Origin of the sequence: Skermanella rosea, from assembly GCF_016806835.2 — a bacterium.
In the GTDB taxonomy this organism is placed as follows: Bacteria; Pseudomonadota; Alphaproteobacteria; order Azospirillales; family Azospirillaceae; genus Skermanella; species Skermanella rosea.
This window is the reverse complement of record NZ_CP086111.1, coordinates 459,589-480,583: the sequence shown is the minus strand read 5'-3', so window position 1 is coordinate 480,583 and position 20,995 is coordinate 459,589. Positions and strand designations below refer to the sequence as shown.

The following is a 20,995-nucleotide window of genomic DNA, read 5'->3' as shown; positions in this document are numbered from 1 at the left end:
GCTCGCCGGCTTCTCCAGGGTGGACAGCCTCGGCCCCGCAAGGTCGAGGGCGGATGAAGAAACCTGCTCCTGCACTGCTGCCCCATGCCAATGATTAAGTATCGATCCTACTACTTGCATGCGTTCCGCGCGAGGTACGGTTACCGTCCCGAGAAGCGATTTTTGAGCTTGAACACGTAGGATATGACCTCCGCCATGGCTTTATAATGTTCCGGCGGAATCTCCTGGTCGATTTCCACGGCGGCATAGAGCGCGCGCGCCAGCGGCGGGTTCTCGACCAGCGGAATGTCGTGTTCCCGGGCGATCTCGCGGATCTTGGCGGCGACGGCGTCGGCGCCCTTGGCCAGCACGACCGGCGCCGCCATGGCCGACTGGTCGTATTTCAGGGCGACCGCGAAGTGGGTCGGGTTGGTCACGACCACGTCGGCGCGCGGGACGGCCTGCATCATGCGACGCCGCGCCTTGTCGAAGCGCATCTGGCGCAGGCGCGCCTTGACGATCGGGTCGCCTTCCTGCTGCTTGAACTCCTCCTTCACGTCCTGCTTGGTCATCCGCATCTTCTTGGTGTACTCGAACCGCTGATAGAAGAAGTCGGCCATGGCCACGAACAGCATGATGATCGTGACCCACAGGAAAAGCTTGACCACGAGGTACTGGGTCTCGGCCAGCAGCAGGTCCATGGGCATGCCGGCATAGTGCTCGACGCTGGTGATCACCGGCCGCAGGACGATCGCGCAGACGACGCCGACCACCGCCATCTTCACGAAGCCCTTGACCAGTTCCAGGCTGTTCTGCATCGAGAACAGCCTCATGAAGGCGGGCAGCGGGTTCAGCTTGGTCAGGTCCGGCTTCATCTTCTCCGCGGTGACCAGCCATCCGATCTGGAGAAGCGTGCCCAGCGCGCCGGCCGCCGCCATGATGATCACCGGCAGCAGGATCGCCAGCAGGGCGGTCAATACGGTATCGGCCAGGATCAGCCCGATCATCCCCTGGTCGAGCCGTTCGGTGCCGGCCCGCTCGAAGAATCCCACGAGCGCGTCGCTCAGCCGCCGGATGGACGCCGGCGCCACGAGGGAGACCACCACCAGCCCGCCGAGCAGCATCAGCCAGTTCTTGGCCTCCTGGCTCATCGGAACGTTGCCCTTCTCGCGGGCGTCGCTCAGCTTTTTTCCGGTCGGGTCTTCCGTTTTGGAAGCATCATCATCTTCCTCGGCCATCGGCACCTCCAAGCAGCCGAGGCGGTCCACCGGCCGTTTCGGGGCCGGGACGACCGCGTGTCCGGAGCGGGCTCAGCCGAGCAATCCCATCAGGGTGTCCTGGACCGTCCGCAGCCAGAACAGCATGGTCGCCGAGATGACGATCGCGAACAGTCCCAGGCCAAGGGCGACCTGTCCGCCCATGATCACGCTGAAGGCCTGGAACTGCGGCATCATCTTCTGAAGCAGGCCGATCGCCAGGTTGAACATGATGCCGACCGCCAGGAAAGGTGCGGCCATCTGGGCGCCGATCGCGAAGCTCTGCCCGACCATCTTCGTCGTCATTTCGGCGAAGTCGCCCATCGGCAGGACGGCGCCCGGGACGAACACCTCGTAGCTCCCGACCACCGCGAGGATCAGGAGATGGTCGAGGTCGGTGACGAACAGCAGGACGATGCCGATATAGCCCATGTAGGCGCCGATCAGGGTGCCCTGGGCCGCCAGCGCCGGATTGAACATGAAGGCGTTGGACAGGCCGATCTGCATGGAGATGATGGTCCCGGCGATATCAAGCGCCGCCGTCAGCAACCGCGTGACGGTGCCGAGGAAGACCCCGATGAAGCCCTCCTTCACGATCAGCACGGTCAATCCCAGGGCGCCCGCGGGGACCGGCGGCAGCATGGGCATCAGGATCGGCTGGACCACCAGGGTGATGGCAAGCGCCAGGAGCAGCCGGATGCGGGCGGAGACGTAGGCGTCGCCGAAACCCGGCAGCAGCATGAAGGCGGTGCCGATCCGCGAGAAAATCACGATGAAGGCGTAGATCTGTCCGGTCAGCGCCTCGTTCAGGCTCAGCAGCTCCATCGGCATGGGATCATGTGGCTCCCATGCCGATGATCCGGTCGGCCAGCTGCTGGGTGAAGGTGATCAGGGTCGACAGCATGTAGGGCATCAGCAGCAGCAGGACGCCGAACACGAGGACCACCTTGGGCACGAAGGTCAGCGTCATTTCCTGGATCTGCGTCAAGGCCTGGAACAGGGAGATCACGAGCCCGACGACCAGCGTCAGGACCATGATCGGGCCGCCGATCTTCAGCGTCACGACGATCGATTCGCGGACGACCTCCATCACGTCGGTCTCGTTCATGGGCCAGGCACCGGCTTCGGCTTCGGCTTCGGGGAAGGCTCAGATCGGCATCCGCAGGATTTCCTGGTAGGCCTGCACCACCTTGTCCCGCACGCTGGTCGCCGTCTGCAGCGTCAGCTCGGCGTTGGTCACCGCGGTGATGACCTCGGTCAGGTCGGCCTTGCCGACGACCGCGGCGGCGCTGACCTGCTCGCTCCGGTGAAGCTGCCCGATGCCGGTCTCCGCCGCCTCGCGGACGAACGTCGCGAAGGACGGGCCGGCGTCGCGCGGCGCCATGCCGGGCGTGGTGCCGGTGGCTGCCATCTTGGCATAGGCGTTGACGGCGTTGGCGACGGTGGCGACCATGGTTCAGGCTCCGGACAAGGGCGGTTCAGCCGCGCGGGTCAGCCGCGCAGGATCTCGATGGTGCGCATCAGCAGCGTCTTGGACGCCTCGATGACGCTCAGGTTGGCCTCGTAGCTCCGCTGCGCCTCGCGCATGTCGTTGGTCTCGACCAGCGTGTTGACGTTGGGGAACAGGACGTAGCCTTCGGCATTGGCGCTCGGGTGGGTCGGGTCGTAGCGCCTCTGGAAGTCGCTGCGGTCCTTGTCGATCTTGCGCACCCGCACGGTCTCGACGCCCATCTCGCGGTCGAGCGCGTTCTCGAAGGTGATGACCTTGCGCCGGTACGGCAGGTCGTTGGGCGTCTCGGCCGTCGAGTTGGCGTTGGCCATGTTCTCGGCGATGACCTTGATGCGGGCCCCCTGGACCTTCATGCCGGCGGCGGCGACGTTCAGGCTGTCGCGCAGATCCATGTGTTGTCCTCCTCCTGGCGTCGGGTTTCAGCAGTCAGACGCCGCCGCGGCCGATGGCCGTGCGCATCAGCCCGACATGCTTGCGGTACAGGTTCGTGACGAGCTGGTAGGTCATGCCGGTGTCGGCGACCTTGCTCATCTGCTCCTCCAGCACCACCGAGTTGCCGTCCGGCGCGACTTCGAAATTGCTCTTCGGCCGGTCCTCGCGGACATCGTTGCCGCGCGCCGCGACCGAACCGGACATGTGGCCGACCGCCGTCATCCGGGGAGCCAGCTGGCGGGTCTGGCTGAGCGCGTTGTCGAAGGTGAACCCGGTCAGGTCGCTCGGGCGGTAGCGCGGCGTGTCGGCATTGGCGATGTTCTGGGCGAGCACCTGCTGGCGCTCGGTCAGCCAGTCCAGCTTGCCCTTCATGAGCTTGAAGAGCCCCGTATTGCCCAGATCCATGGTGCCACCACCCTTTGCAACGCAAGGTTCCAGAATTGCCCGCCCGCGTTAATTTGCCGTTAACGCCGCGGCGGCGGCCCGACCGAACTCCGGCCGCCCCCATCCCCCAAGCAAGTCGCGAGCCAACGCCGGAAGCCCCGGATTCCCGAGGATCGTCCCGTCGCAGGCCGGTGGCGGCCGGCACTGCGGCAATTCCTGCCGGGTCAAGATTGCCGCGCCCTCCTTCAGATTTGGTTAAGCATGACCGGATTAGGGTGACGGCCGGCCCGCGCAAGCGGGCAATGTCGCAAAACCTGGTCGAGACCTCCGTGGCCTATCCGGACCCCTCAGACGCGGGCCGTTCCCGCAGCCGGCACGCCAAGCCGCGCCGCCCCATCGCCGTGGCTCTCCAGTACGAACTGGACGGCCCGTCCCTGCCGCGCGTGGTGGCCAGCGGACAGGGGCATGTCGCGGAGCAGATCCTGGAAATGGCGTTCGCCTCCGGCGTGAAGGTGCGCGAGGACGCCGATCTCGCCGAGTTGCTGTCGGTGGTCCAGCTCGATTCGGAGATCCCTGCCGACGCCCTGGTCGCGGTGGCCGAGATCCTCGCCTACATCTATCGGGCGAACGGCAAGCTGCCGCCCTGCGGAGGCCAGCCATGACCGGGCACCCACCGGCCCCGACCCTTCCGGATGCCGCGGACATGCAGGCGATCGAGCGGGAGCTGGAGGGGATCGTGCTGGCGGTGGCCGATGCGCAGGTGGCGCTGAGCGGCGGCGGCGTGATCGACCTGGCCGGACTGGACGACCGGATCGCCGCCATCTGCGCCGCCCTGGAGACCCGGCCTCCGGAAGCGGCCCGGGCGCTGCTGCCCAGGCTCCTGGCCCTGGTGGAAGACCTCAACGGGCTCTCGGCCGCCTGCGACAAGGTCCGGGCCGACACCTCTATCGAGCTGGAACGGGTCGCGACCCGCAACCGCGCCTCGCTGGCCTATGGCCGCAAGCCGGAGCCGCCGCCGCGCGGCCCGACCGGCGAATAGCCTCCCGACAGTCCTGGAACCCACCGACATGGAGATGGAAACCTATCTGCGCTTCGCCCTGGCCCTCGTGTTCGTGCTGGGCCTGATCGTCGTCGCGGCCTGGGTCATGAGACGGTTCGGCTATGGCGGAGCCGCAGCGCCCCGTCCCGGCCGCGAGCGGCGGCTCGGCATCGTCGAGGTGGCGCAGATCGACGCCCGCCGGAAGCTGGTGCTGGTCCGGCGCGACGGCGTCGAGCATCTGGTGCTGCTCGGGATGAACGCCGACCTCGTCCTGGAAAGCGGCATCCGGCCCGCGGCGGAAGCCGGGAGCACCGTGCCATGAGGATGCCGACCTTCAGGATGGGGACTCCCGCGGGAGCGGTCGTCGCGGGGCTGGCCGTCGCCGCGGGACTTGGCGCATGGCTGGCGGCGTCCCCGGCCCTGGCCCAGAGCTTCAGCCTGGACCTGAACCGGGCGGGCGGATCCAGCACGTCCCAGATCATCCAGCTTTTCGCCCTGCTGACGGTTCTGTCGCTTGCCCCCAGCATCCTGGTCATGGTGACCGCGTTCGTCCGGATCGTCGTGGTGCTGTCGTTCCTGCGCACCGCCATGGGCATCCAGCAGACCCCGCCGAACTCGGTGATGATCAGCCTGGCCCTGTTCCTGACCGCCTTCATCATGGCTCCGACCATGGACGAGGCCTACACGAACGGCATCGCCCCCCTGATCGCCAACGAGATCGACGAGATGGAGGCGTTCGACCAATCGGTGAAGCCGTTCCACGCCTTCATGATGCGGCACGTGCGCGAGGCGGACCTGATCCTGTTCGCCGACATCGCCAAGGTCGGCGAGATCCGCACGCCCGAGGACACGCCGCTCCAGGTGCTGATCCCCGCCTTCATGATCTCCGAACTGCGCCGGGGCTTCGAGATCGGCTTCCTGCTGTTCCTGCCGTTCCTGATCATCGACATGGTGGTCGCCTCGATCCTGATGTCGATGGGCATGATGATGCTGCCCCCGGCGGCGGTCGCCATGCCGTTCAAGATCATCTTCTTCGTCCTGGTGGACGGCTGGCACCTGATCTCCGGCACGCTGGTCCAGAGCTTCGGGACGATTTCCTAGAAATCCGGCGGCGTCGATCGCCGGAGGTCGGTTTCCATAAAGATCGACCCGTCGGAATAAAGGAAAATGTACGGAAGCTTCTGATTTACAAATATCACAAAGAATCAGCCGTCCCCGATCGTGATGGCTAATCATCCCACGGAGTGCGGATGTCGTCATCCATCCGAAAGAGACTTAATATTATTCTCACTCTTTATTGTACACGAATAATAAAACTTTGACCCTGGCAGATAAATTCAGGAACCCCGTGCAGTGCAGCATGTTTGTTTGCATGTGCGAGGACGGCCGGCCACCGGCCAGTCCCGCCGCCCGAAGACAATCACAGCACATCATCGCGAGGGAATTTCTCATGACCACTTCCGTCATCGGACTCTTCGAGAGCCGCGACGTCGCCAGCAAGGTTCTTGGCGAACTGACCAAGGCCGGCTTCGACAAGAAGGCGGTGGAAATCCTGCAGGGGGTCGCGGTATCCAAGATTTCCAGCCGCCTGGTCGACGCCGGCTATGAAGAGGACCGGGCAAAGAGCTACGGCGAAGCCGTCGAAAAGGGCGGTGCGCTCGTCGTCGCCGAAACCACCGACGACAAGGCCGACAAGGCTCTCAGCACCATGCGCCGCTTCGAGGTCCTGACCCCGGAGGCCCTGCTGGAGAAGATCGGCGGCTCGGAAACCGAGAAGGCCCAGGTGATCGAGGAAGAGCTGGAAGTCGGCAAGGCCCGGACGACCGGCGGCAAGCGCCTGGAGGTTTCCGTCAGCGAGCGCGAGGTCCAGGAGTCGGTGACCCTGCACGAGGAAACCGTCGATGTCGAGCGCACCAAGGCCGACCGGGTCCTGAAGCCCGAGGATGCGGACAAGGCGTTCCAGGACCGGACCGTCGAGATGACCGAGATCAAGGAGAAGCCGGTCGTCTCCAAGCAGGCCCACGTGGTCGAGGAGGTCGCCCTGACCAAGCAGTCGGGTGAGCGCGAGGCCACCGTGAGCGGCACCGTCCGCCGCCAGGACGTCACCGTCGAGGATATCGACCGGAAGTCCGGCAAGTCCTGATCCGGTCCTTCCGATCGGCCCGTTCGGTGAGCAGTTGGGCGGTCAGGAGGTGGCGGGTTCCCCGCGCGGCCCGCCATCCCCTTCGGCCGCCTTGCTTTCGGCGTCGCCAGCGGCATCCGCCCGCTCGGTGCCGCCGGCGACCGGATTGGCGCCCTTCTGCTCCGGGGCCACATGATCGCCGGAACCGCCGCTGCTCGATGCGGCGGCGGTCGGGCTGCCCGGGCCGGCCGCCTGCCCGGCCTTGATGCCGTCGGCGTCGGTCTGCACAGGCTGGCCGGGGCGGAACCTCAGCCGTTCCGTTTCGTCGTTCCTGCTGTTCTGATCATGGTCTGACACGGTCGGCTTCTCCGGATCTCGTTCAGTCGGGAGAACTCAACAGGACCCGGGCGGCGTCCGTTCCGTCAATTCACCGCCTGCCCGCCCTGGCGGCCGGAGAGGAACTTCTGGAAGGTCCCGACTTCCTTGACGCGGGACTGGATCGAGGCCAGGTCGACCAGACCGCCGGACTGCCCCGGACGGGCCAGCACGCGGAAGGTGTCGGCGTGGGGCGTCCCGTCCATGGCCGCGGTGAACTGGCCGCGCAGCCGGTCGAGCCCGGCGCTGTCGCCGGCCAGGGACAGGGCCACCGCCTGGTTCAGCACCAGGTCGGCCTTGTCCTTGGAAAGCGGCGTGCCGGCCGGTGGCGGCGGACCGATCACCTTGGCGAGACCGGCCGCCGCCTCGGCCCACTGGGCGCCGCGCCATGCGATATCCACCCGCATCAGTTCCGCCGACTGGCTGGAGTCCTCCTTCAGGAGCGCCACCGCCTCGCCGTAGCGCTTCAGCTCGGCCAGGGCGCGGGCGCGCAGCACGCGCCGCCGGGCCACCATCTCCGCGGACAGGTCGGGAACCTCGGACTGGTCGAGCGCCGACAGGGCTTGGTCGGGCCTGCCGTCCTGAAGCCTGATCTCGGCCAGCCGGGCGCCCACCTCGCCCTTCTCCGCCCCCTGGAGCTTGCCCGCGACCTGGGCCTGGAGCAGGTCCCCGGCGCGCCCGAGCAGGTCGATCTCGACCATCCGCTCGGCCAGCATGCGGACCACCAGGTCGCCGCGCGGCCCCTCGGGGGCGAGGTCCTTGAACTGGTCGTACAGCCCAAGCGCCTCGACCGGCGGGAGCGCCGCAGCACCGTCCTTGATGAACAGGTTGGCGAAGCTGTCGGACAGTCCGCGGGACAGTTCGGCGGCCCGCGGGCTTTCGGGGAACAGGGCGACGGCCTGCCGGATCGTGTTGAAGCCCTCGGCGTAGTTGTTCGCCTTCATGTAGGTCTCGCCCAGGCGCTGGAGGATGTCCAGCTCCAGGTCGTCGCCGCGCCAGGCGAAGCGCAGGCGCTCCAGCCGCGCCGCCGCGTCGGCCGGCGTCAGCTTGCCCTGCTCCAGCTCGATATCGACCAGGGCCAGCTCGGCCCGGGTCCGGTAGAGCCGGTCGGTGCCGCTTGCCGCCGCGAGGAAGGAGGCCGCGGCACCGTCCTTGTCGCCGGCGAGCTGCTGGAGCTGGGCGCGCCGGAACTGCCCGGCCGGCCTGCGCTCGAAATTCCCGCCGGTCCGCTGCGCCAGGGTATCCAGCAGGCGGGCGGCGCCGGTCCGGTCGCCGGTGCGGATGCGGGCGTCCACCGCCAGGGCAGCCAGCTTGGTGAAGAACGGATCCGGATAGCCGTCGAGCTGGGCACGGGCGCGGTCGAAGTCGCGCGCCGCCGCCGGCCAGTCGCCCCGCTCCGCCGCCACCGCGGCTCGCCACAGGATCGCCTCCTCCTTGCCGTCGAGCGCCGGGTTGGCGAGATCGTCGGCAGCCGACTGCGGGTCCCCGTAGAGCAGCCGGGCGGCGCCGCGGATCGCCAGGAACTCGGGACGGGTCTCCAGGTCGGGCTGGTTGCCCGCGAGCAATCCCAGCAGGCCTAGGCTCTCCGCGGCGTAGCCGTGGGCGAAGTAGAAATGCGCGAGGTCCATGCGGGCCCGGTCGCGTTCGGCCTCGGGCGCCGTGACGACCGCCCTCTGGACCTCCTGGCGCAGCTTGTTGAAGTCGCCGCTGGGGCCGCGCTTCCATCCCGCCAGGTCGAACAGCCCGGTCGGAGACTGGACCTCGCGGCCCCGTCCGCTCAGGCGGGTCGGCGAGACGCCGACCAGGTCGCCGGGCGGCGACAGCATCAGGCCGCCGGCGGTGGTCACCTCGACGCCGTCGCGGATCGGCCGGACCGCGACCGTATCCTCCAGCGGCTGCACCACGATGCCCTGCGCGGCCGGCAACAGGCGGAGCTGGGCGAACCCGTGCGGCTCGACCACGGCCTGCCCCGGATTGGGCAGCGGCACCAGCAGGAGCTGGTCCCCCGCCACCGGGTCGTTCATCTGGATCACCTGCCGGGCGTCGGGCACGCCGACCACCAGCCGGGCGCCGAGCGGGAAATCGCGCTGGGCATCGACCGGCAACCCTTCGGGCCGGGTGGCGGCACGCTGGGCCAGCGCGATCCGCCAGGTATTGCCGTCGCGCGACACGGTCGGCTCCAGCCCGTCGGGCACGGCCATGCGGAAGGCGGTGGCGCCCCGCATCGGCACCGTCTCCGGCCCGCCGAGCCCGGGAATCAGGGCATCCACCCTGACGCGGCCCTCCAGGTCCAGCGGCCTTCCGAACACGGCGTAGAGATAGCCGGCGCGGACATAGACGGCCGCCGCCGCGGGCTCCTGCGCCTCCACCGTCACGGTGCCGCGCCAGGTCTCGGCGCCGCCCGGGGACAGCGGCTGCGCCGCAACGGGCTGGAGCGGGGCCGTCGAGGGCGGCGGCGGCTCCGGCACCGCGCGGGAAGCCGGAGCCGCAGCCTGCGGCTGGGGCAGCGGTGCCGGCGGTCGTTCCGATTTCACCGGGGCGGCTGGAGCTGGAGCCGGAGCCGGAGCTTTGGCCGGCACCGGAGCGGCGGGCTGGGCGGGGGCCGGCGTCGCCGCGGGCGTGGGGGCCGCGGGCGTGGCCGGCGCGGCGGCTTCCCGGCGGGGCGGATCGACGATGTCGAGGGCAACGCCGCCGGCCCCGGTGCGGAAATCCTTGACCTCGCTGCCGGGCGGGATGCTGACCTGCACGACCAGCCGGCCGTCGACGGCCGCCTGCCCGACCGTCGGCACGTTGCGCAGGCGGACTCGCTGAAGCCGCGAGAAATCGGCCTGCCCCGGCCTGGAGAAGGTGATCTGGACGGTATCGCCCCGCCGGGCGACGGAATAGTCGACCGCTCCCGGCCAGTCGAACACCAGCCGGTTGCGGTCGGGATGCACGCCCGCGCGGACCCGGACCACCGCCTCGGCGGCCGCCGGGCCGGAACCCGCGGGGGCGGGCTGCTGCGCCGCGACCGGACCGGAGCCTCCGGACAACCCGGCGGCGAGCAGAATCGCGGCCGCCAGTGCCGCCCCCAGCCGGGTTGTCATGTCGGTTCAGTCGAAGCTGGCGAGCAACTTGTCGATCTCGCTCTGATCGATCGCGTTGCCCGGAAGCTGGGGGCCGTTCAGCAGCGAGGACTCGTCGCCCGGGTCGGCCGCCGCGGCGGCGTTCCGGTGGGTCTTCTGGACCTCGTCGCCCAGGGCCTGGATCAGCACGTCGATCCTGCCCTCGATATGCTTGAGCGTGCGGACCACCTTGGTGATGCGCTGCCCGGTAATGTCCTGGAAGTTGCAGGCCTCGAAGATGGCGGTGACGGCGGCGGTCAACGCGGCGCCGTTCTCCGGATCGACCTTGCCGGCGATGGCGCCGATCACGTCGCAGGAATCCATGATCCGGTTGGTCGCGTCCTCGGTGGCGCCGACCACGGCGTCCAGTTCGTCGGTGGCGCTGGCGATGTGCTCGCTGCCGATGTCGTCCGGCCGGATCGCCGCGATCTCGCGCTTGGCGTGCTGGATGTAGCGCGCCAGCGCCTCCAGCTCGCCGTAGAGCTTCAGGTCGGCGGCGGAGACGTCGCCCTCCATGGAGGTCAGAACGGCGGTCACGATCCCGGCCACCTCCTCCCGGGCGAAGGGCTGGCGGATTTCATCGCGCGCCAGCGCGAGACGCTGGTGGAGCGGCGGGGTCGAGCCGAAAGGAGCGGTGGTCATCTTCGCCTTCTCGTTGGGCCGGCCTGCGGGACCGATCCCGGGGGACGGTCTTCGGGGGTCGACTATTGGGGTATGGTGGGCAGGGCGCTGCGGTCGGCGAGCGATGTCGTGACCTCCTTGGCCTTCAGCGGGTCCATCGCCGCGAGGATCGGGGCGCTCTTGGCCTCCTTCATGCGCTCCATCACGTCGAGCAGCACCGGCATGTCGAGCGCCTCGAAGATCCGGGCGGCATCCTTGGGCTTCATGGTCTCGTAGATCTTGACCAGGCTTTCGAGCTGGGCCGCCTGCTTCTCGTCGACCTGGCGGAGCAGCCCCTCGATGTTGGTCCGCAGGTCGGTCAGCTCCGCCACCTTCTGGTCGATCCGCTGCTGCGCCGCGGTGAGCAGGGCCTCGCGCTGGTCGAGCTCGCGGGCGCGCCGGTCCAGCTCCTCCCGCCGTTCGGTCAGCCGCTGGAACGCCTCGGCCTGGACATTGCCGAAGCCCTGCCCGTCGCCCTCGCCGGTCGAGGCGGTCACGGTCCGCAGCGGCGGCGGCGGAGCCAGCGCAGGCTGCGGCGCCGGAACCGGGGGAGCGGCGGCCGGGGCCTGGGCAACCTCGGCCTTCGCTACGGGCTCCCGGGCCTGGACGACGGCGATCGGGTCGCGCATGCCGCCGCCGATCGCCAGCCAGATGTCGCCGACCCGGACTCCCAGCATCAGGACCGCGACGAAGATGGTGAGCGGCAGCAGGCGCGGCCGGAAGCGGGACGGCAGGCTCAGCGTCGCGACGGGGGCCGCCGCTCCGGCGGGAGCGCGGGACGGCTTGGCCGGAGCGGGGGTCTTGGCGGGGCGTTTGGGTTTGGACATGGCGGTCGGCTCGACGCTGGATCTGGCGCGCTGCTAGCGCAGGTTTTCGAGGGCGCGCAGCAGTTCGCGCTCGGCCCGCGAGCGGGCCTCCTGCGGCGGCGCCGGGGATGGTGGCGGTGGCGGTGGCGGCGGCTCCGGATGGGCGGCCGGCGCGGCATGCTGAAAGGGCGGATGCTGCGCCGCGTTCGCCGGGCCGGGCGGCGGCGGGCGGCGCGCGGGCGCTTCGGCCCTGGCCGGACGCGCGGGACCGGCGGACGGCTGCTGCGATGCCGCCGCGGACGGCTTCGGCGCGGCCCCCGCCTTGATCGCGGCGGGAGCGGGGCCGGTCGCGGCGCGCAGGGTGTGGCTGCCGACCGACCCTTCCAGGCGGCTCGCCAGGCTGTCGGCGGCCTCGATCATGAACTGCAGCTCGTCGCGCAGGGTCTGGGCCCGGTCGATCGACTTCTGAAGGGTCTCGGCGACCTTGGCCGCCGTGTCCTTCATCCCGGCGACGCTGGTCTCGGCCCGGCCGGCGGCGTCGGCGAAGCCCTTCACCAGCGCGTCCAGCTCGTCCTTGCTGTCGCGCAGGCGGGTCAGCCGGCGGTTCAGCACGATGGCGAAGCCGATGGTCGCCGACAGCAGCACGACGATGAGGACGTCCAGGATGAGGGGCAGCGTGACGGTCATCTCCGGGTATCCTCCTCGCGCGGGGCCTCGCGTTCGATCCGGACCGCGATATGGCCGCCCTTGCGCCCCATCCGGCCGTCGAACATGGGCACGTCGCCGCAGCGCAGCTCGATCGTGTCGTCGGGCGTGGCGTTGAGCAGGATGCGGGTGCCGACCTTCCAGTTCAGCACGTCGTAGAGCTGCACCGTGATCTCGTCCAGGACGGCGCTGATCTGGACCTCGGTCATCCACAGCTCGCTCGCCAGGTGGGTTTCCCAGATCGAGTCCCGGCCGAACTTCTCGCCCATGAACATCTGAAGCAGAAGCTCGCGCACCGGTTCCAGCGTCGCGTAGGGGATCAGCAGTTCCAGCCGGCCGCCGCGGTCTTCCATGTCGATGCGCAGCTTGGCGAGCACGGCGGCGTTGGCCGGCCGGGCGATGGTCGCGAAGCGCGGGTTGGTCTCCAGCCGGTCGAACCGGAAAGTCACCGGCGACAGCGGGTCGAAGGCGGCGGACAGGTCGCTGAGCACGACATGGACCATGCGCTCGACCAGGTTGCGCTCGATCGTGGTGTAGGGACGGCCCTCGATGCGCATCGCGGCGGTGCCGCGCCGTCCGCCCAGCAGCACGTCGACGATGGAGTAGATCAGCGCGCTGTCCACCACCATCAGGCCGTAATTGTCCCACTCCTCCGCCTTGAAGACGGACAGCATGGCCGGCAGCGGGATGGAGTTGAGATAGTCGCCGAACCGGACCGAGGAGATCTGGTCGAGGCTGACCTCCACGTTGTCGGAGGTGAAGTTGCGGAGCGACGTGGACATCATGCGGACGAGGCGGTCGAACACCACCTCCAGCATGGGCAGGCGCTCGTAGTTGACCAGCGCGCTGTTGACCAGCGCCATCAGGCCGGAATTGTCGCCGTCGCCCGAGCCGTCGCTGTCGAAGCCCAGCAGGCTGTCGATCTCGTCCTGGTTGAGCACGCGGGTCGAAGTCCCGCCGCCCACGTCGCCGCCGCCGCCGTCGCTGCCCTCGTCGGCCAGCGCCGCCCATTCGGCGGCCAGCCGCTCCTCGTCGCTCAGCCCGTCCAGCTTAAGGTCGCTCATGCCATGCTCCCCCGGCTCACTGGATCAGCATTTCGCGGAACAGGACGTCCTTGACCTGCACCGGCTGGGCGGCGACGCCGACGCGCATCAGCAGCTCCTCGCGCAGCCGGTAGATCCCGGCGGAACCGCGCAGGTCCTCAAGCCGCAGTTCGCGGAGGTAGACTTGGAAATTGTCGACGATACGCGGCATGACCTTCTCGATTTCCGGCACATCCTCCGGCCGGCCGACCTCTATGCTGATGCTGATCTTGAGGAAGCTGGGACGCCGCCCGGTGCTGTTCAGGTTGACCACCAGGTCCGGCACGTTGAAGAACACACCGCCGCCGCCCGGCGCGCCGTGCCCTCCGCCATGCCCGTCGTCCTTCGGCGCGCCATGGCCGTCGTCGGCGGGCGCCGCCTCGCCGTGGCCTTCCTCGGCGGCGGGTTCGGCGGGGCTGAAGACGCCGGCGAAGAACGCGGCGGCCCCTCCGCCCAGGACGAGAAGCAGCGGCAATATGACGAACAGCACCAGCTTCTTGCCGCTGAACTTCTTGCGTGCCGGCGCTTCGCCGCCTGCCCCCTCATCTTCCTCGTGGGTTGCACCCGCCATAATCACTGGGCTCCCTGCGATCGCCGCGCGTGCGAAAAACTAGGTAAACACTTAGCTCGGGATAGTTAACAAGTCGTTGAAGCTACCCGGCTTTATTAAGCGCTACTGCCGTTCTGCAAGACGCGGACCAGCTCCCCGTTCAGAAATCTTTAAGTATAATTCTCCGCAATCTTCCGCCAAGCCCCCGGCGGATGGCCCGGCCGGCCGACGCGCCGCACCGGCACCCTTTGCCCCGCGCCCCGCCCGGCACCGGCAATTTATGCCGGGCAATCCCTGCCCCGGAGCGTCGGAGGCGCCCGGACCCAGGCATTCCCGCGGTTTCCGGGTCTGGCACGCGGGATGCAAAGGATATCGCGGCACGGCGGACGGCGCCGGGTCAGCAACCAGGAACGAGAGCGTCGGACATGGAAAACCCCATCTACATCGCCCTGTCGCGTCAGGACGCGCTGCGCCGGCAGATGGACGTGGTCGCCAACAACCTCGCCAACATGACGACGCCGGCCTACAAGAACCAGCGCATGATGTTCCTGGAATACCTGGCGAAGCCGGCGGCCACCCCGGTCGAGAAGATCTCCATGGTGCAGGACTACGGCGTCCTGCGGAACACCGCGGTCGGCCCGATCAGCTCGACCGGCAACCCCCTCGACGTGGCGCTCCAGGGCGACGGCTACCTGACCGTCGAGACGCGCGACGGCCAGCGGTTCACCCGCAACGGCCGCCTGCAGCTCGACCTGGACCGCCAGATCGTCGACACCAACGGCCTGCCGGTGCTGAACGAGCAGGACCTGCCGATGACGGTCCCGCAGAATTCCGGTCCGATCACCATCGCGGCGGACGGCACCGTCTCGTCCGACCAGGGCCAGATCGGCCGCATCAAGCTGGTCCGGTTCGAGCGCGAGCAGTTCATGACCGAGCTGGGCGGCGGGATCTTCACCACCGACGAGCCGCCACTGCCGGCCCCCGAGACCAAGGTCGTCCAGGGCGCGGTCGAGGAGTCCAACGTCCAGTCCGTCGTCGAGATGACCCAGATGATCGAGATTTCGCGCCAGTACGCGGTCAACCAGAAAATGATCGAAGCCGAGCACGAACGGCAGCGCAACGCCATCACCAAGCTGTCCCGGCTGAGCTGAAGCCCCGGCTACCCCTGAGAGAAGAGGAACCAACCATGCGTAGCCTGAGCATCGGCACCACCGGCATGCTGGCCCAGCAGCTGAACGTCGAGACGATCTCGAACAACATCGCGAACATGACGACGACCGGCTTCAAGCGCCAGCGCGCCGAGTTCCAGGACCTGCTGTACCAGAACCAGCGCCGGGTCGGCTCGACCTCGTCGGACGCCGGCACGATCGTCCCCTCGGGCGTCCAGATCGGCGCGGGCGTCAAGGCCGCCGCCGTCTACCGGATCAACGAGCAGGGCAACCTGTCGGTCACCGACAACGCGCTGGACCTGGCGGTCAACGGCCAGGGCTACTTCCAGATCACCCTGCCCGACGGCGAAACCGCCTATACCCGGGCCGGCTCGTTCCAGATCAACGCCGAGGGCACCGTGGTGACAGCCGATGGCTACACCGTGCAGCCCGGCATCGTCGTCCCGGCCGACGCCGTGGACATCACGGTCAACGGCAGCGGCGAGGTGCAGGTCAAGCTGGACGGCCAGATCCAGCCCCAGGTGGTCGGCCAGATCCAGCTCGCCGTGTTCCCCAACGAGGCCGGCCTGGAGGCGATCGGCAGCAACCTGCTGCTGGCGACCCCGGCGTCGGGCGACGCCGTCCCCGGCAACCCCTCGGCCCCCGGCTACGGCCGGCTGGTCCAGGGCGCCCTGGAGACCAGCAACGTCAACATCGTGGCCGAGATCACCAACCTGATCACCGCGCAGCGCGCCTACGAGATGAACTCGAAGGTGATCAGCACGACCGACCAGATGATGAACACCACCAGCCAGCTGCGCTGAGCGGAGGACCGATAGATGAACAAGCTCTCCCTGATCGCCCTGTCCGCCTCCCTCTCCGCAGCGCTGTCCTTCGCCGCCGCCCTGTCGGCCGATGCCGCGACCCTGCGCACCGACGCCACCATCGAGGGCGACACCGTCCTCCTGGGCGACCTGTTCGACGACGTCGGCGACAAGGCCGGGCAGCCGGTCGGCCGCGCCCCGGCGCCAGGCCGCCGCGCCACCTACGACGCCGGCTTCCTGGTCCGGCTCGCCTCCTACCACCAGCTGGGCTGGCGCCCGGCCAGCCAGTACGACCGGGTGGTGCTGACCCGCGGCAGCACGGTCGTGGACGCCGAACGGGTCCGCGACGCGGTGGCGCAGGAACTGGCCGGCCGGTCGGAAGCCGACCGCCTCGACATCGACCTGGACAACAAGCTGCTGGAACTGCACCTGCCGAGCGGCCAGCCGGCGACGCTCAAGCTCGAATCCGTGACCTACGACCAGATCCAGGGCCGCTTCAGCGCGGTCGTGGTGGCACCCGCCGAAGGACCGGAGCAGAGCCGCACAGCGATCTCCGGCCGCGCCGCCGCCATCGTCGAGGTCCCGGTCCTGACCCGCCGGATCAAGCCGGGCGAAGTCATCACGGCTTCCGACATCGGCTACACCGAGGTGCGGATGAACCGGATCGGCGCCGAACTGCTCCGCGACGCCGACGAGCTGGTCGGCCGGACCCCGCGCAGGCAGATCTCCGCCAACACCCCGGTCCGGGCCCGCGACCTGCAGCAGCCGCAGGTCGTCGCCAAGGGCGCGCTGGTCACCATGGTGCTGCAGCACAAGTCGATGATGCTGACCGCCCAGGGCAAGGCGCTGGAGGGTGGATCCGACGGGGCGGTGATCCGCGTCGTCAACACCATGAGCAACCGCACCGTCGAGGCGGTCGTGGTCGGTCCCAACCAGGTCTCCGTCACCCGGCCCGGCGCCGCCGTCCTGAACTGATTTCCTGAACCGATTTCCGGCCGAGACATCCGGCCCCCAAGGAATACCGCCATGTCGACCTTCGCCCGCATCGCCCTGATCGCCGCCGCCGCCGCTTCGCTCTCCGCCTGCAACGCCACGAGCCGCCTGTCCGAAGTCGGCAGCGCGCCGGCCCTGTCGCACATCGAGAACCCGAACCGCGCCCCCGGCTTCGTCCCGGTCAGCCTGCCGATGCCGGCGCCGCAGACCGGCGTTCGCGAAGCCAACTCGCTGTGGCGCTCGGGCGCCCGGGCCTTCTTCAAGGACCAGCGGGCGAGCCGGGTCGGCGACATCCTGACCGTGACGATCAACATCAACGATCAGGCCCAGATGAACAACCAGACCACCCGGACCCGGGCCAACAGCGAGAACGCCGGCATGCCGGAGATCTTCGGCTTCGACCTGAACAAGGTCCTGCCCGGCACCAGCGCCGCCAAGGCGCTGCTGGAAGGCAAGCTGGAGGGCAACTCGACCCAGTACGATCCGGGCGGGCGCGAGAACCTGCTGGGCCTGACCAGCGACACCAGCAACAAGGGCACCGGCCAGATCAACCGCCGTGAGACGATCACCCTTCAGGTCGCGGCGCTGATCACCGACGTGCTGCCCAACGGCAACCTGGTGCTCCAGGGCCGCCAGGAGGTCCGGGTCAATTTCGAGGTCCGCGAGCTGCTGCTGGCCGGCGTGATCCGGCCGGAGGACATCAGCTCGGCCAACTCGATCAGCTACGAGAAGATCGCCGAGGCCCGCATTTCCTACGGCGGCCGCGGCCAGATCACCGACGTCCAGCAGCCCCGCTACGGCCAGCAGATCTTCGACATCATCATGCCGTTCTGACGAATGGCCCTGAAAGGCAAATGGAATCAAGGAGCGCTTTCCGCCGTGGTGCAGCCACGGCGGAAAGCGCTTTTCAATGTCCCTTCGCCGATGACGGCCGGACTACGGGAGCCCATCGCTCCATGCGCTTCAGTCGAGCGCATCGAAAGGCCGAGTGCTGCTCCTGTGTACGGAACTGTGTAGACATTCCCTATGACCGTAGGTCGACCTCGGCCGCAGGCCGACGCCGACAGCATGGCAGGACCGTTGGTGCGGGGTGTCGGCGTTCGCCCTGACGGGCGAACGCCGACCTACGATCGGGCGGCAACAACGAAGGCGATGCCGGCTCTCACGCGTGACGAATGACCGCCGCGTCTGTTGAACTTCCTCGAATACAAGAACTTTCACGGAAGACGACAGGAGACCGGCAATGCTCAAGGGTGGAATTCTTTGGATGATGGGCGTCCCGCTGATCGTGATCATCGTGCTGCTGGTGATCGGGGTAATCTGATCCATCCACGGGACTCAAGGGCCAGCGCACGCCGATGTCGTTCGACCTTCCATTCCTCTCCCGCCGCAGCCTGATCAGGACCGGCTCCGTCGGCCTGCTGTCCGCCGTCGCCGGCCCCGCCCTGGCGGCCGGCGGCCCGGCGGTACCCGGCCCGACGCCGCTCGACACCGGCAAGGTGGAAGGCGGCAAGGTGACCTTCCCCAACTGGCGCGGCGAGGCCGACCGGCCCTCCCCGCCGCCGCCGGCACCCCTGCCGCCGGATCAGCGCATCGGGTTCGCGATCGTCGGGCTCGGCCGCCTGTCCCTGGAGCAGCTCCTGCCCGCCTTCGCCGAATGCAAGCGGGCGCGGCCGGTGGCTCTGGTCTCGGGGTCGCCTGAGAAGGCCAAACTGGTGGCCTCCCAGTACGGCATTCCCGACCAGGCGGTGTACGACTACGCGGATTTCGACCGGATCGCCGAGAACCCCCGGGTCCAGGTGGTCTATGTCGTGCTGCCCAACGGGCTCCACCGCGAATACGTGCTGCGCGCCGCGAAGGCCGGGAAGCACGTCATGTGCGAGAAGCCGATGGCCAACAACTCGGCCGAGGCGCGAGACATGGTCGCCGCCTGCGAACGGGCCGGCGTCAAGCTGATGGTGGCCTATCGCTGCCAGTACGAGCCCTACAACCGCGAAACCATCCAGCGGGTTCGCTCCGGCGACATGGGCGCCGCACGGTTCATCGAGGCGACCAACACCCAGGTGATGGGACCCGGCGACCAGTGGCGCTTCAGCAAGGCGCTGGCCGGCGGCGGCGCGCTGCCGGACATCGGCCTCTACTGCCTGAACACGGCGCGCGCCATCACCGGGGAGGAGCCGATCGAGGTCTTCGCCCGGATCTTCAACCCGGAAGGCGACCCGCGCTACCGCGAGATAGAGGAAACCGTCTCCTTCATGCTGCGCTTCCCCTCCGGGACGATCGCCAACTGCACGACCAGCTACGGCGCCCACGAGAGCAAGGACCTGCGGGTACGGCTGGAGAAGGGCTGGATCGACCTGGAGAACGCCTTCGCATACGAGGGCCAGCAGATGCAGGTGGCGCATCGGGGCGGCAAGGCGGAGATCGTCGAGCGGGTGCGCCTGCCGCAGCAGAACCAGTTCGCGCTCGAGATCGACCACATGGCCTCCTGCGTCAAGGAGAACCGGATGCCGCGGACGCCCGGCCAGGAGGGGGTGCAGGATCATGTCCTGATGGAGGCGCTGTACGAATCCGCCCGCACCATGGCTCCCGTATCCCTCGAGGCGGTGGCCGGGCGGGACACGACCCGCGGACCCGAACCGCGGCAGGAAGGCTGAAGCGCCTTCGGTCGCTACGCCTCCGGAGCCCGGCGGAAGCGGGTCGGCGGCTCCTGGAAGGTCAGCAGGTGAATGCTGAACAGGTGGTCGCCGTCCGTCCAGGTCTCGTCGGCCCGCCATCCGGCATCGCGCGCCAAGTCCCGGAACTCCTCCACCGTGTATTTGTGCGAAACCTCGGTATGGATGGTCTCGCCCGCCTGGAATCGGAAGGGGACCCCCGCGACCAGGGCGGTCTGGGGCTTGAGGCTCTCCAGGTGCATCTCGATCCGGCCGAGATCCCTGTCGTAGAAGGCGCGATGGGCGAAGGCCGTGAGGTCGAACGTGCCGTCCAGTTCGCGGTTGATCCGCTCCAGCAGGTTCAGGTTGAACGCCGCCGTCACTCCGGCCGCGTCGTTGTAGGCGGCCTCCAGCCGTCCGACGTCCTTCTTAAGGTCGACGCCGACCAGCAGACGGCCGCCCGCGCCGAGTTGCCGCCCCAGGCGTGCCAGGAAGGACCGTGCCTCCTCCGGCGAGAAGTTGCCGATGGTCGATCCGGGAAAGAACGCCAGGGTACGCTCCGCTCCGCCCTTCACCGAAAGGGGGAAAGCCTGGCTGTAGTCGGCATGGATCGGCTTCACCGAGATGTCCGGGTAGTCGGCCGCCAGCCGGGCGGCCGACGCTTCCAGGTGCGCGCCGGAGATGTCGACCGGAATGTAGGCGGCAGGCTCGTCCAGCACGTCGAGCAGCAGGCGCACCTTGACGCTCGACCCGCTGCCAAGTTCCAGCAGCGTGACGCCGCGATCCACTTTCCCGGCGATGTCTCCGGCGTAGCGGGCGAGGATGGCCGTCTCGGTACGGGTCGGGTAATATTCCTCCAGTTCGCAGATCCGGTCGAAGAGCCGCGATCCCCGCTGGTCGTAGAAATGCTTGGCCGGCAGAGCCTTGGCCGGCCGGCCCAGCCCGTCGAGGACGTCCTTGAGGAATTCCGTGTCCCGGTCGGGTCCGGGCGCAGGCATGCCGATGCGGCGGCTGGCTGTTCCATCCGTCATGTATTCCTCCCTTGATCTTTTTTTCGTCTGACGGCGGTGCTTAGCGGATCGGCAGGACGAGATCCTGGTATTCCGGATGACGCTCGACGTAACTTTTCACGAAGGTGCAGTACGGCTCAACCTTCAAGCCGCGGCGCCGGACGTCGTCCAGCACGCCGCTGACCAGCTTCGATCCGACGCCCTGTCCGGACAGGGACTCGGGCACTTCGGTATGGACGAGGGCGATGACATCGTCCTTCAGCCGGTAGTCCATGAAGGCAACGGTGCCCTTCACGTCCATCTCGTACCGGTTATCCGCTTGATTGTCGGTGACTTCCGCCACGGGCGCTCTCCTCATGCAG

At 68.5% G+C, this 20,995-nt stretch carries 25 protein-coding genes; 10 read left to right on the top strand and 15 right to left on the bottom strand.

Annotation, left to right across the window (positions count from 1 at the left end; translation table 11 throughout):
• Window positions 1-140: 140 nt before the first annotated feature.
• From flhB to flgB, 6 genes are all read right to left on the bottom strand, one after another.
• A complete protein-coding gene (gene flhB, locus JL101_RS02265) occupies window positions 141-1,217 on the bottom strand; it encodes a flagellar biosynthesis protein FlhB (protein ID WP_203096899.1) in 1,077 nt (358 codons plus the stop codon).
• Window positions 1,218-1,289: 72 nt separating this feature from the next.
• Window positions 1,290-2,066 (bottom strand): flagellar biosynthetic protein FliR, encoded by a 777-nt coding sequence (locus JL101_RS02260; protein WP_228435250.1) that lies wholly within the window; start codon window positions 2,064-2,066, stop codon window positions 1,290-1,292.
• Between the two features lie 4 nt (window positions 2,067-2,070).
• Window positions 2,071-2,343, bottom strand: coding sequence for a flagellar biosynthesis protein FliQ (gene fliQ, locus JL101_RS02255; RefSeq protein WP_203096898.1), 273 nt, complete (start codon window positions 2,341-2,343; stop codon window positions 2,071-2,073).
• Window positions 2,344-2,382: 39 nt separating this feature from the next.
• Entirely contained in the window at window positions 2,383-2,688 is a 306-nt protein-coding gene (locus JL101_RS02250; RefSeq protein WP_158047125.1) for a flagellar hook-basal body complex protein FliE, read from the bottom strand.
• A 38-nt stretch (window positions 2,689-2,726) separates the two neighbouring features.
• Window positions 2,727-3,137 (bottom strand): flagellar basal body rod protein FlgC, encoded by a 411-nt coding sequence (flgC, locus tag JL101_RS02245; protein ID WP_203096897.1) that lies wholly within the window; start codon window positions 3,135-3,137, stop codon window positions 2,727-2,729.
• Window positions 3,138-3,171: 34 nt separating this feature from the next.
• On the bottom strand, window positions 3,172-3,582 hold the full coding sequence (gene flgB / locus JL101_RS02240) for a flagellar basal body rod protein FlgB (RefSeq protein ID WP_203096896.1): 411 nt from the start codon (window positions 3,580-3,582) through the stop codon (window positions 3,172-3,174).
• 281 nt (window positions 3,583-3,863) lie between these two features.
• On the opposite strand from flgB, the gene JL101_RS02235 reads away from it, so the two are divergent.
• From JL101_RS02235 to JL101_RS02215, 5 genes are all read left to right on the top strand, one after another.
• Window positions 3,864-4,223, top strand: a complete 360-nt coding sequence (locus JL101_RS02235; protein WP_203096895.1) for an EscU/YscU/HrcU family type III secretion system export apparatus switch protein — start codon at window positions 3,864-3,866, stop codon at window positions 4,221-4,223.
• Complete coding sequence (locus tag JL101_RS02230) at window positions 4,220-4,600, top strand: hypothetical protein (protein WP_203096894.1); 381 nt, start codon at window positions 4,220-4,222, stop codon at window positions 4,598-4,600. Before JL101_RS02235 ends, JL101_RS02230 begins: the two co-directional genes overlap by 4 nt.
• Before the next feature lie 28 nt (window positions 4,601-4,628).
• Window positions 4,629-4,922, top strand: coding sequence for a flagellar biosynthetic protein FliO (locus tag JL101_RS02225; RefSeq protein ID WP_203096893.1), 294 nt, complete (start codon window positions 4,629-4,631; stop codon window positions 4,920-4,922).
• A complete protein-coding gene (fliP, locus tag JL101_RS02220) occupies window positions 4,919-5,701 on the top strand; it encodes a flagellar type III secretion system pore protein FliP (RefSeq protein ID WP_228435249.1) in 783 nt (260 codons plus the stop codon). Before JL101_RS02225 ends, fliP begins: the two co-directional genes overlap by 4 nt.
• 349 nt (window positions 5,702-6,050) lie before the next feature.
• Entirely contained in the window at window positions 6,051-6,743 is a 693-nt protein-coding gene (locus tag JL101_RS02215; protein WP_203096892.1) for a YsnF/AvaK domain-containing protein, read from the top strand.
• A gap of 42 nt (window positions 6,744-6,785) precedes the next feature.
• On the opposite strand, the gene JL101_RS02210 is transcribed toward JL101_RS02215, so the two are convergent.
• From JL101_RS02210 to JL101_RS02180, 7 genes are all read right to left on the bottom strand, one after another.
• Window positions 6,786-7,079: a hypothetical protein gene (locus tag JL101_RS02210; RefSeq protein WP_203096891.1), complete on the bottom strand. Its 294-nt coding sequence runs from the start codon at window positions 7,077-7,079 to the stop codon at window positions 6,786-6,788.
• Between the two features lie 65 nt (window positions 7,080-7,144).
• Window positions 7,145-10,183: a tetratricopeptide repeat protein gene (locus JL101_RS02205; RefSeq protein ID WP_203096890.1), complete on the bottom strand. Its 3,039-nt coding sequence runs from the start codon at window positions 10,181-10,183 to the stop codon at window positions 7,145-7,147.
• A 6-nt stretch (window positions 10,184-10,189) separates the two neighbouring features.
• Window positions 10,190-10,843, bottom strand: a complete 654-nt coding sequence (locus JL101_RS02200) for a protein phosphatase CheZ (protein WP_203096889.1) — start codon at window positions 10,841-10,843, stop codon at window positions 10,190-10,192.
• 62 nt (window positions 10,844-10,905) lie between these two features.
• Window positions 10,906-11,688, bottom strand: a complete 783-nt coding sequence (locus tag JL101_RS02195; RefSeq protein ID WP_203096888.1) for a MotE family protein — start codon at window positions 11,686-11,688, stop codon at window positions 10,906-10,908.
• A gap of 33 nt (window positions 11,689-11,721) precedes the next feature.
• Window positions 11,722-12,354 carry a DUF6468 domain-containing protein gene (locus JL101_RS02190; protein ID WP_203096887.1) on the bottom strand — a complete coding sequence of 211 codons (633 nt, stop codon included), beginning with the start codon at window positions 12,352-12,354 and terminating at the stop codon, window positions 11,722-11,724.
• Window positions 12,351-13,436: a flagellar motor switch protein FliM gene (gene fliM / locus JL101_RS02185; RefSeq protein ID WP_201074230.1), complete on the bottom strand. Its 1,086-nt coding sequence runs from the start codon at window positions 13,434-13,436 to the stop codon at window positions 12,351-12,353. Before fliM ends, JL101_RS02190 begins: the two co-directional genes overlap by 4 nt.
• 16 nt (window positions 13,437-13,452) lie before the next feature.
• Window positions 13,453-14,025, bottom strand: coding sequence for a flagellar basal body-associated FliL family protein (locus JL101_RS02180; RefSeq protein WP_203096886.1), 573 nt, complete (start codon window positions 14,023-14,025; stop codon window positions 13,453-13,455).
• A 404-nt stretch (window positions 14,026-14,429) separates the two neighbouring features.
• Here JL101_RS02180 and flgF point away from each other — a divergent pair, with 404 nt between their 5' ends.
• The 5 genes from flgF to JL101_RS02155 all read left to right on the top strand — a co-directional run bounded on the left by flgF (window position 14,430) and on the right by JL101_RS02155 (window position 19,626).
• Window positions 14,430-15,155: a flagellar basal-body rod protein FlgF gene (gene flgF / locus JL101_RS02175; protein ID WP_203096885.1), complete on the top strand. Its 726-nt coding sequence runs from the start codon at window positions 14,430-14,432 to the stop codon at window positions 15,153-15,155.
• Window positions 15,156-15,190: 35 nt separating this feature from the next.
• A complete protein-coding gene (gene flgG, locus JL101_RS02170; RefSeq protein ID WP_203096884.1) occupies window positions 15,191-15,976 on the top strand; it encodes a flagellar basal-body rod protein FlgG in 786 nt (261 codons plus the stop codon).
• Window positions 15,977-15,991: 15 nt separating this feature from the next.
• Window positions 15,992-16,951 (top strand): flagellar basal body P-ring formation chaperone FlgA, encoded by a 960-nt coding sequence (gene flgA / locus JL101_RS02165; RefSeq protein ID WP_203096883.1) that lies wholly within the window; start codon window positions 15,992-15,994, stop codon window positions 16,949-16,951.
• A gap of 51 nt (window positions 16,952-17,002) precedes the next feature.
• Window positions 17,003-17,803, top strand: coding sequence for a flagellar basal body L-ring protein FlgH (gene flgH, locus JL101_RS02160; RefSeq protein WP_203096882.1), 801 nt, complete (start codon window positions 17,003-17,005; stop codon window positions 17,801-17,803).
• Window positions 17,804-18,327: 524 nt separating this feature from the next.
• Window positions 18,328-19,626, top strand: coding sequence for a Gfo/Idh/MocA family protein (locus JL101_RS02155; protein WP_203096881.1), 1,299 nt, complete (start codon window positions 18,328-18,330; stop codon window positions 19,624-19,626).
• Between the two features lie 14 nt (window positions 19,627-19,640).
• Here the strand turns inward: JL101_RS02155 and egtD are convergent, their stop codons facing one another.
• Entirely contained in the window at window positions 19,641-20,654 is a 1,014-nt protein-coding gene (egtD, locus tag JL101_RS02150; RefSeq protein WP_203096880.1) for an L-histidine N(alpha)-methyltransferase, read from the bottom strand.
• 40 nt (window positions 20,655-20,694) lie between these two features.
• A complete protein-coding gene (locus JL101_RS02145; RefSeq protein ID WP_228435248.1) occupies window positions 20,695-20,976 on the bottom strand; it encodes a GNAT family N-acetyltransferase in 282 nt (93 codons plus the stop codon).
• Window positions 20,977-20,995: the final 19 nt, after the last annotated feature.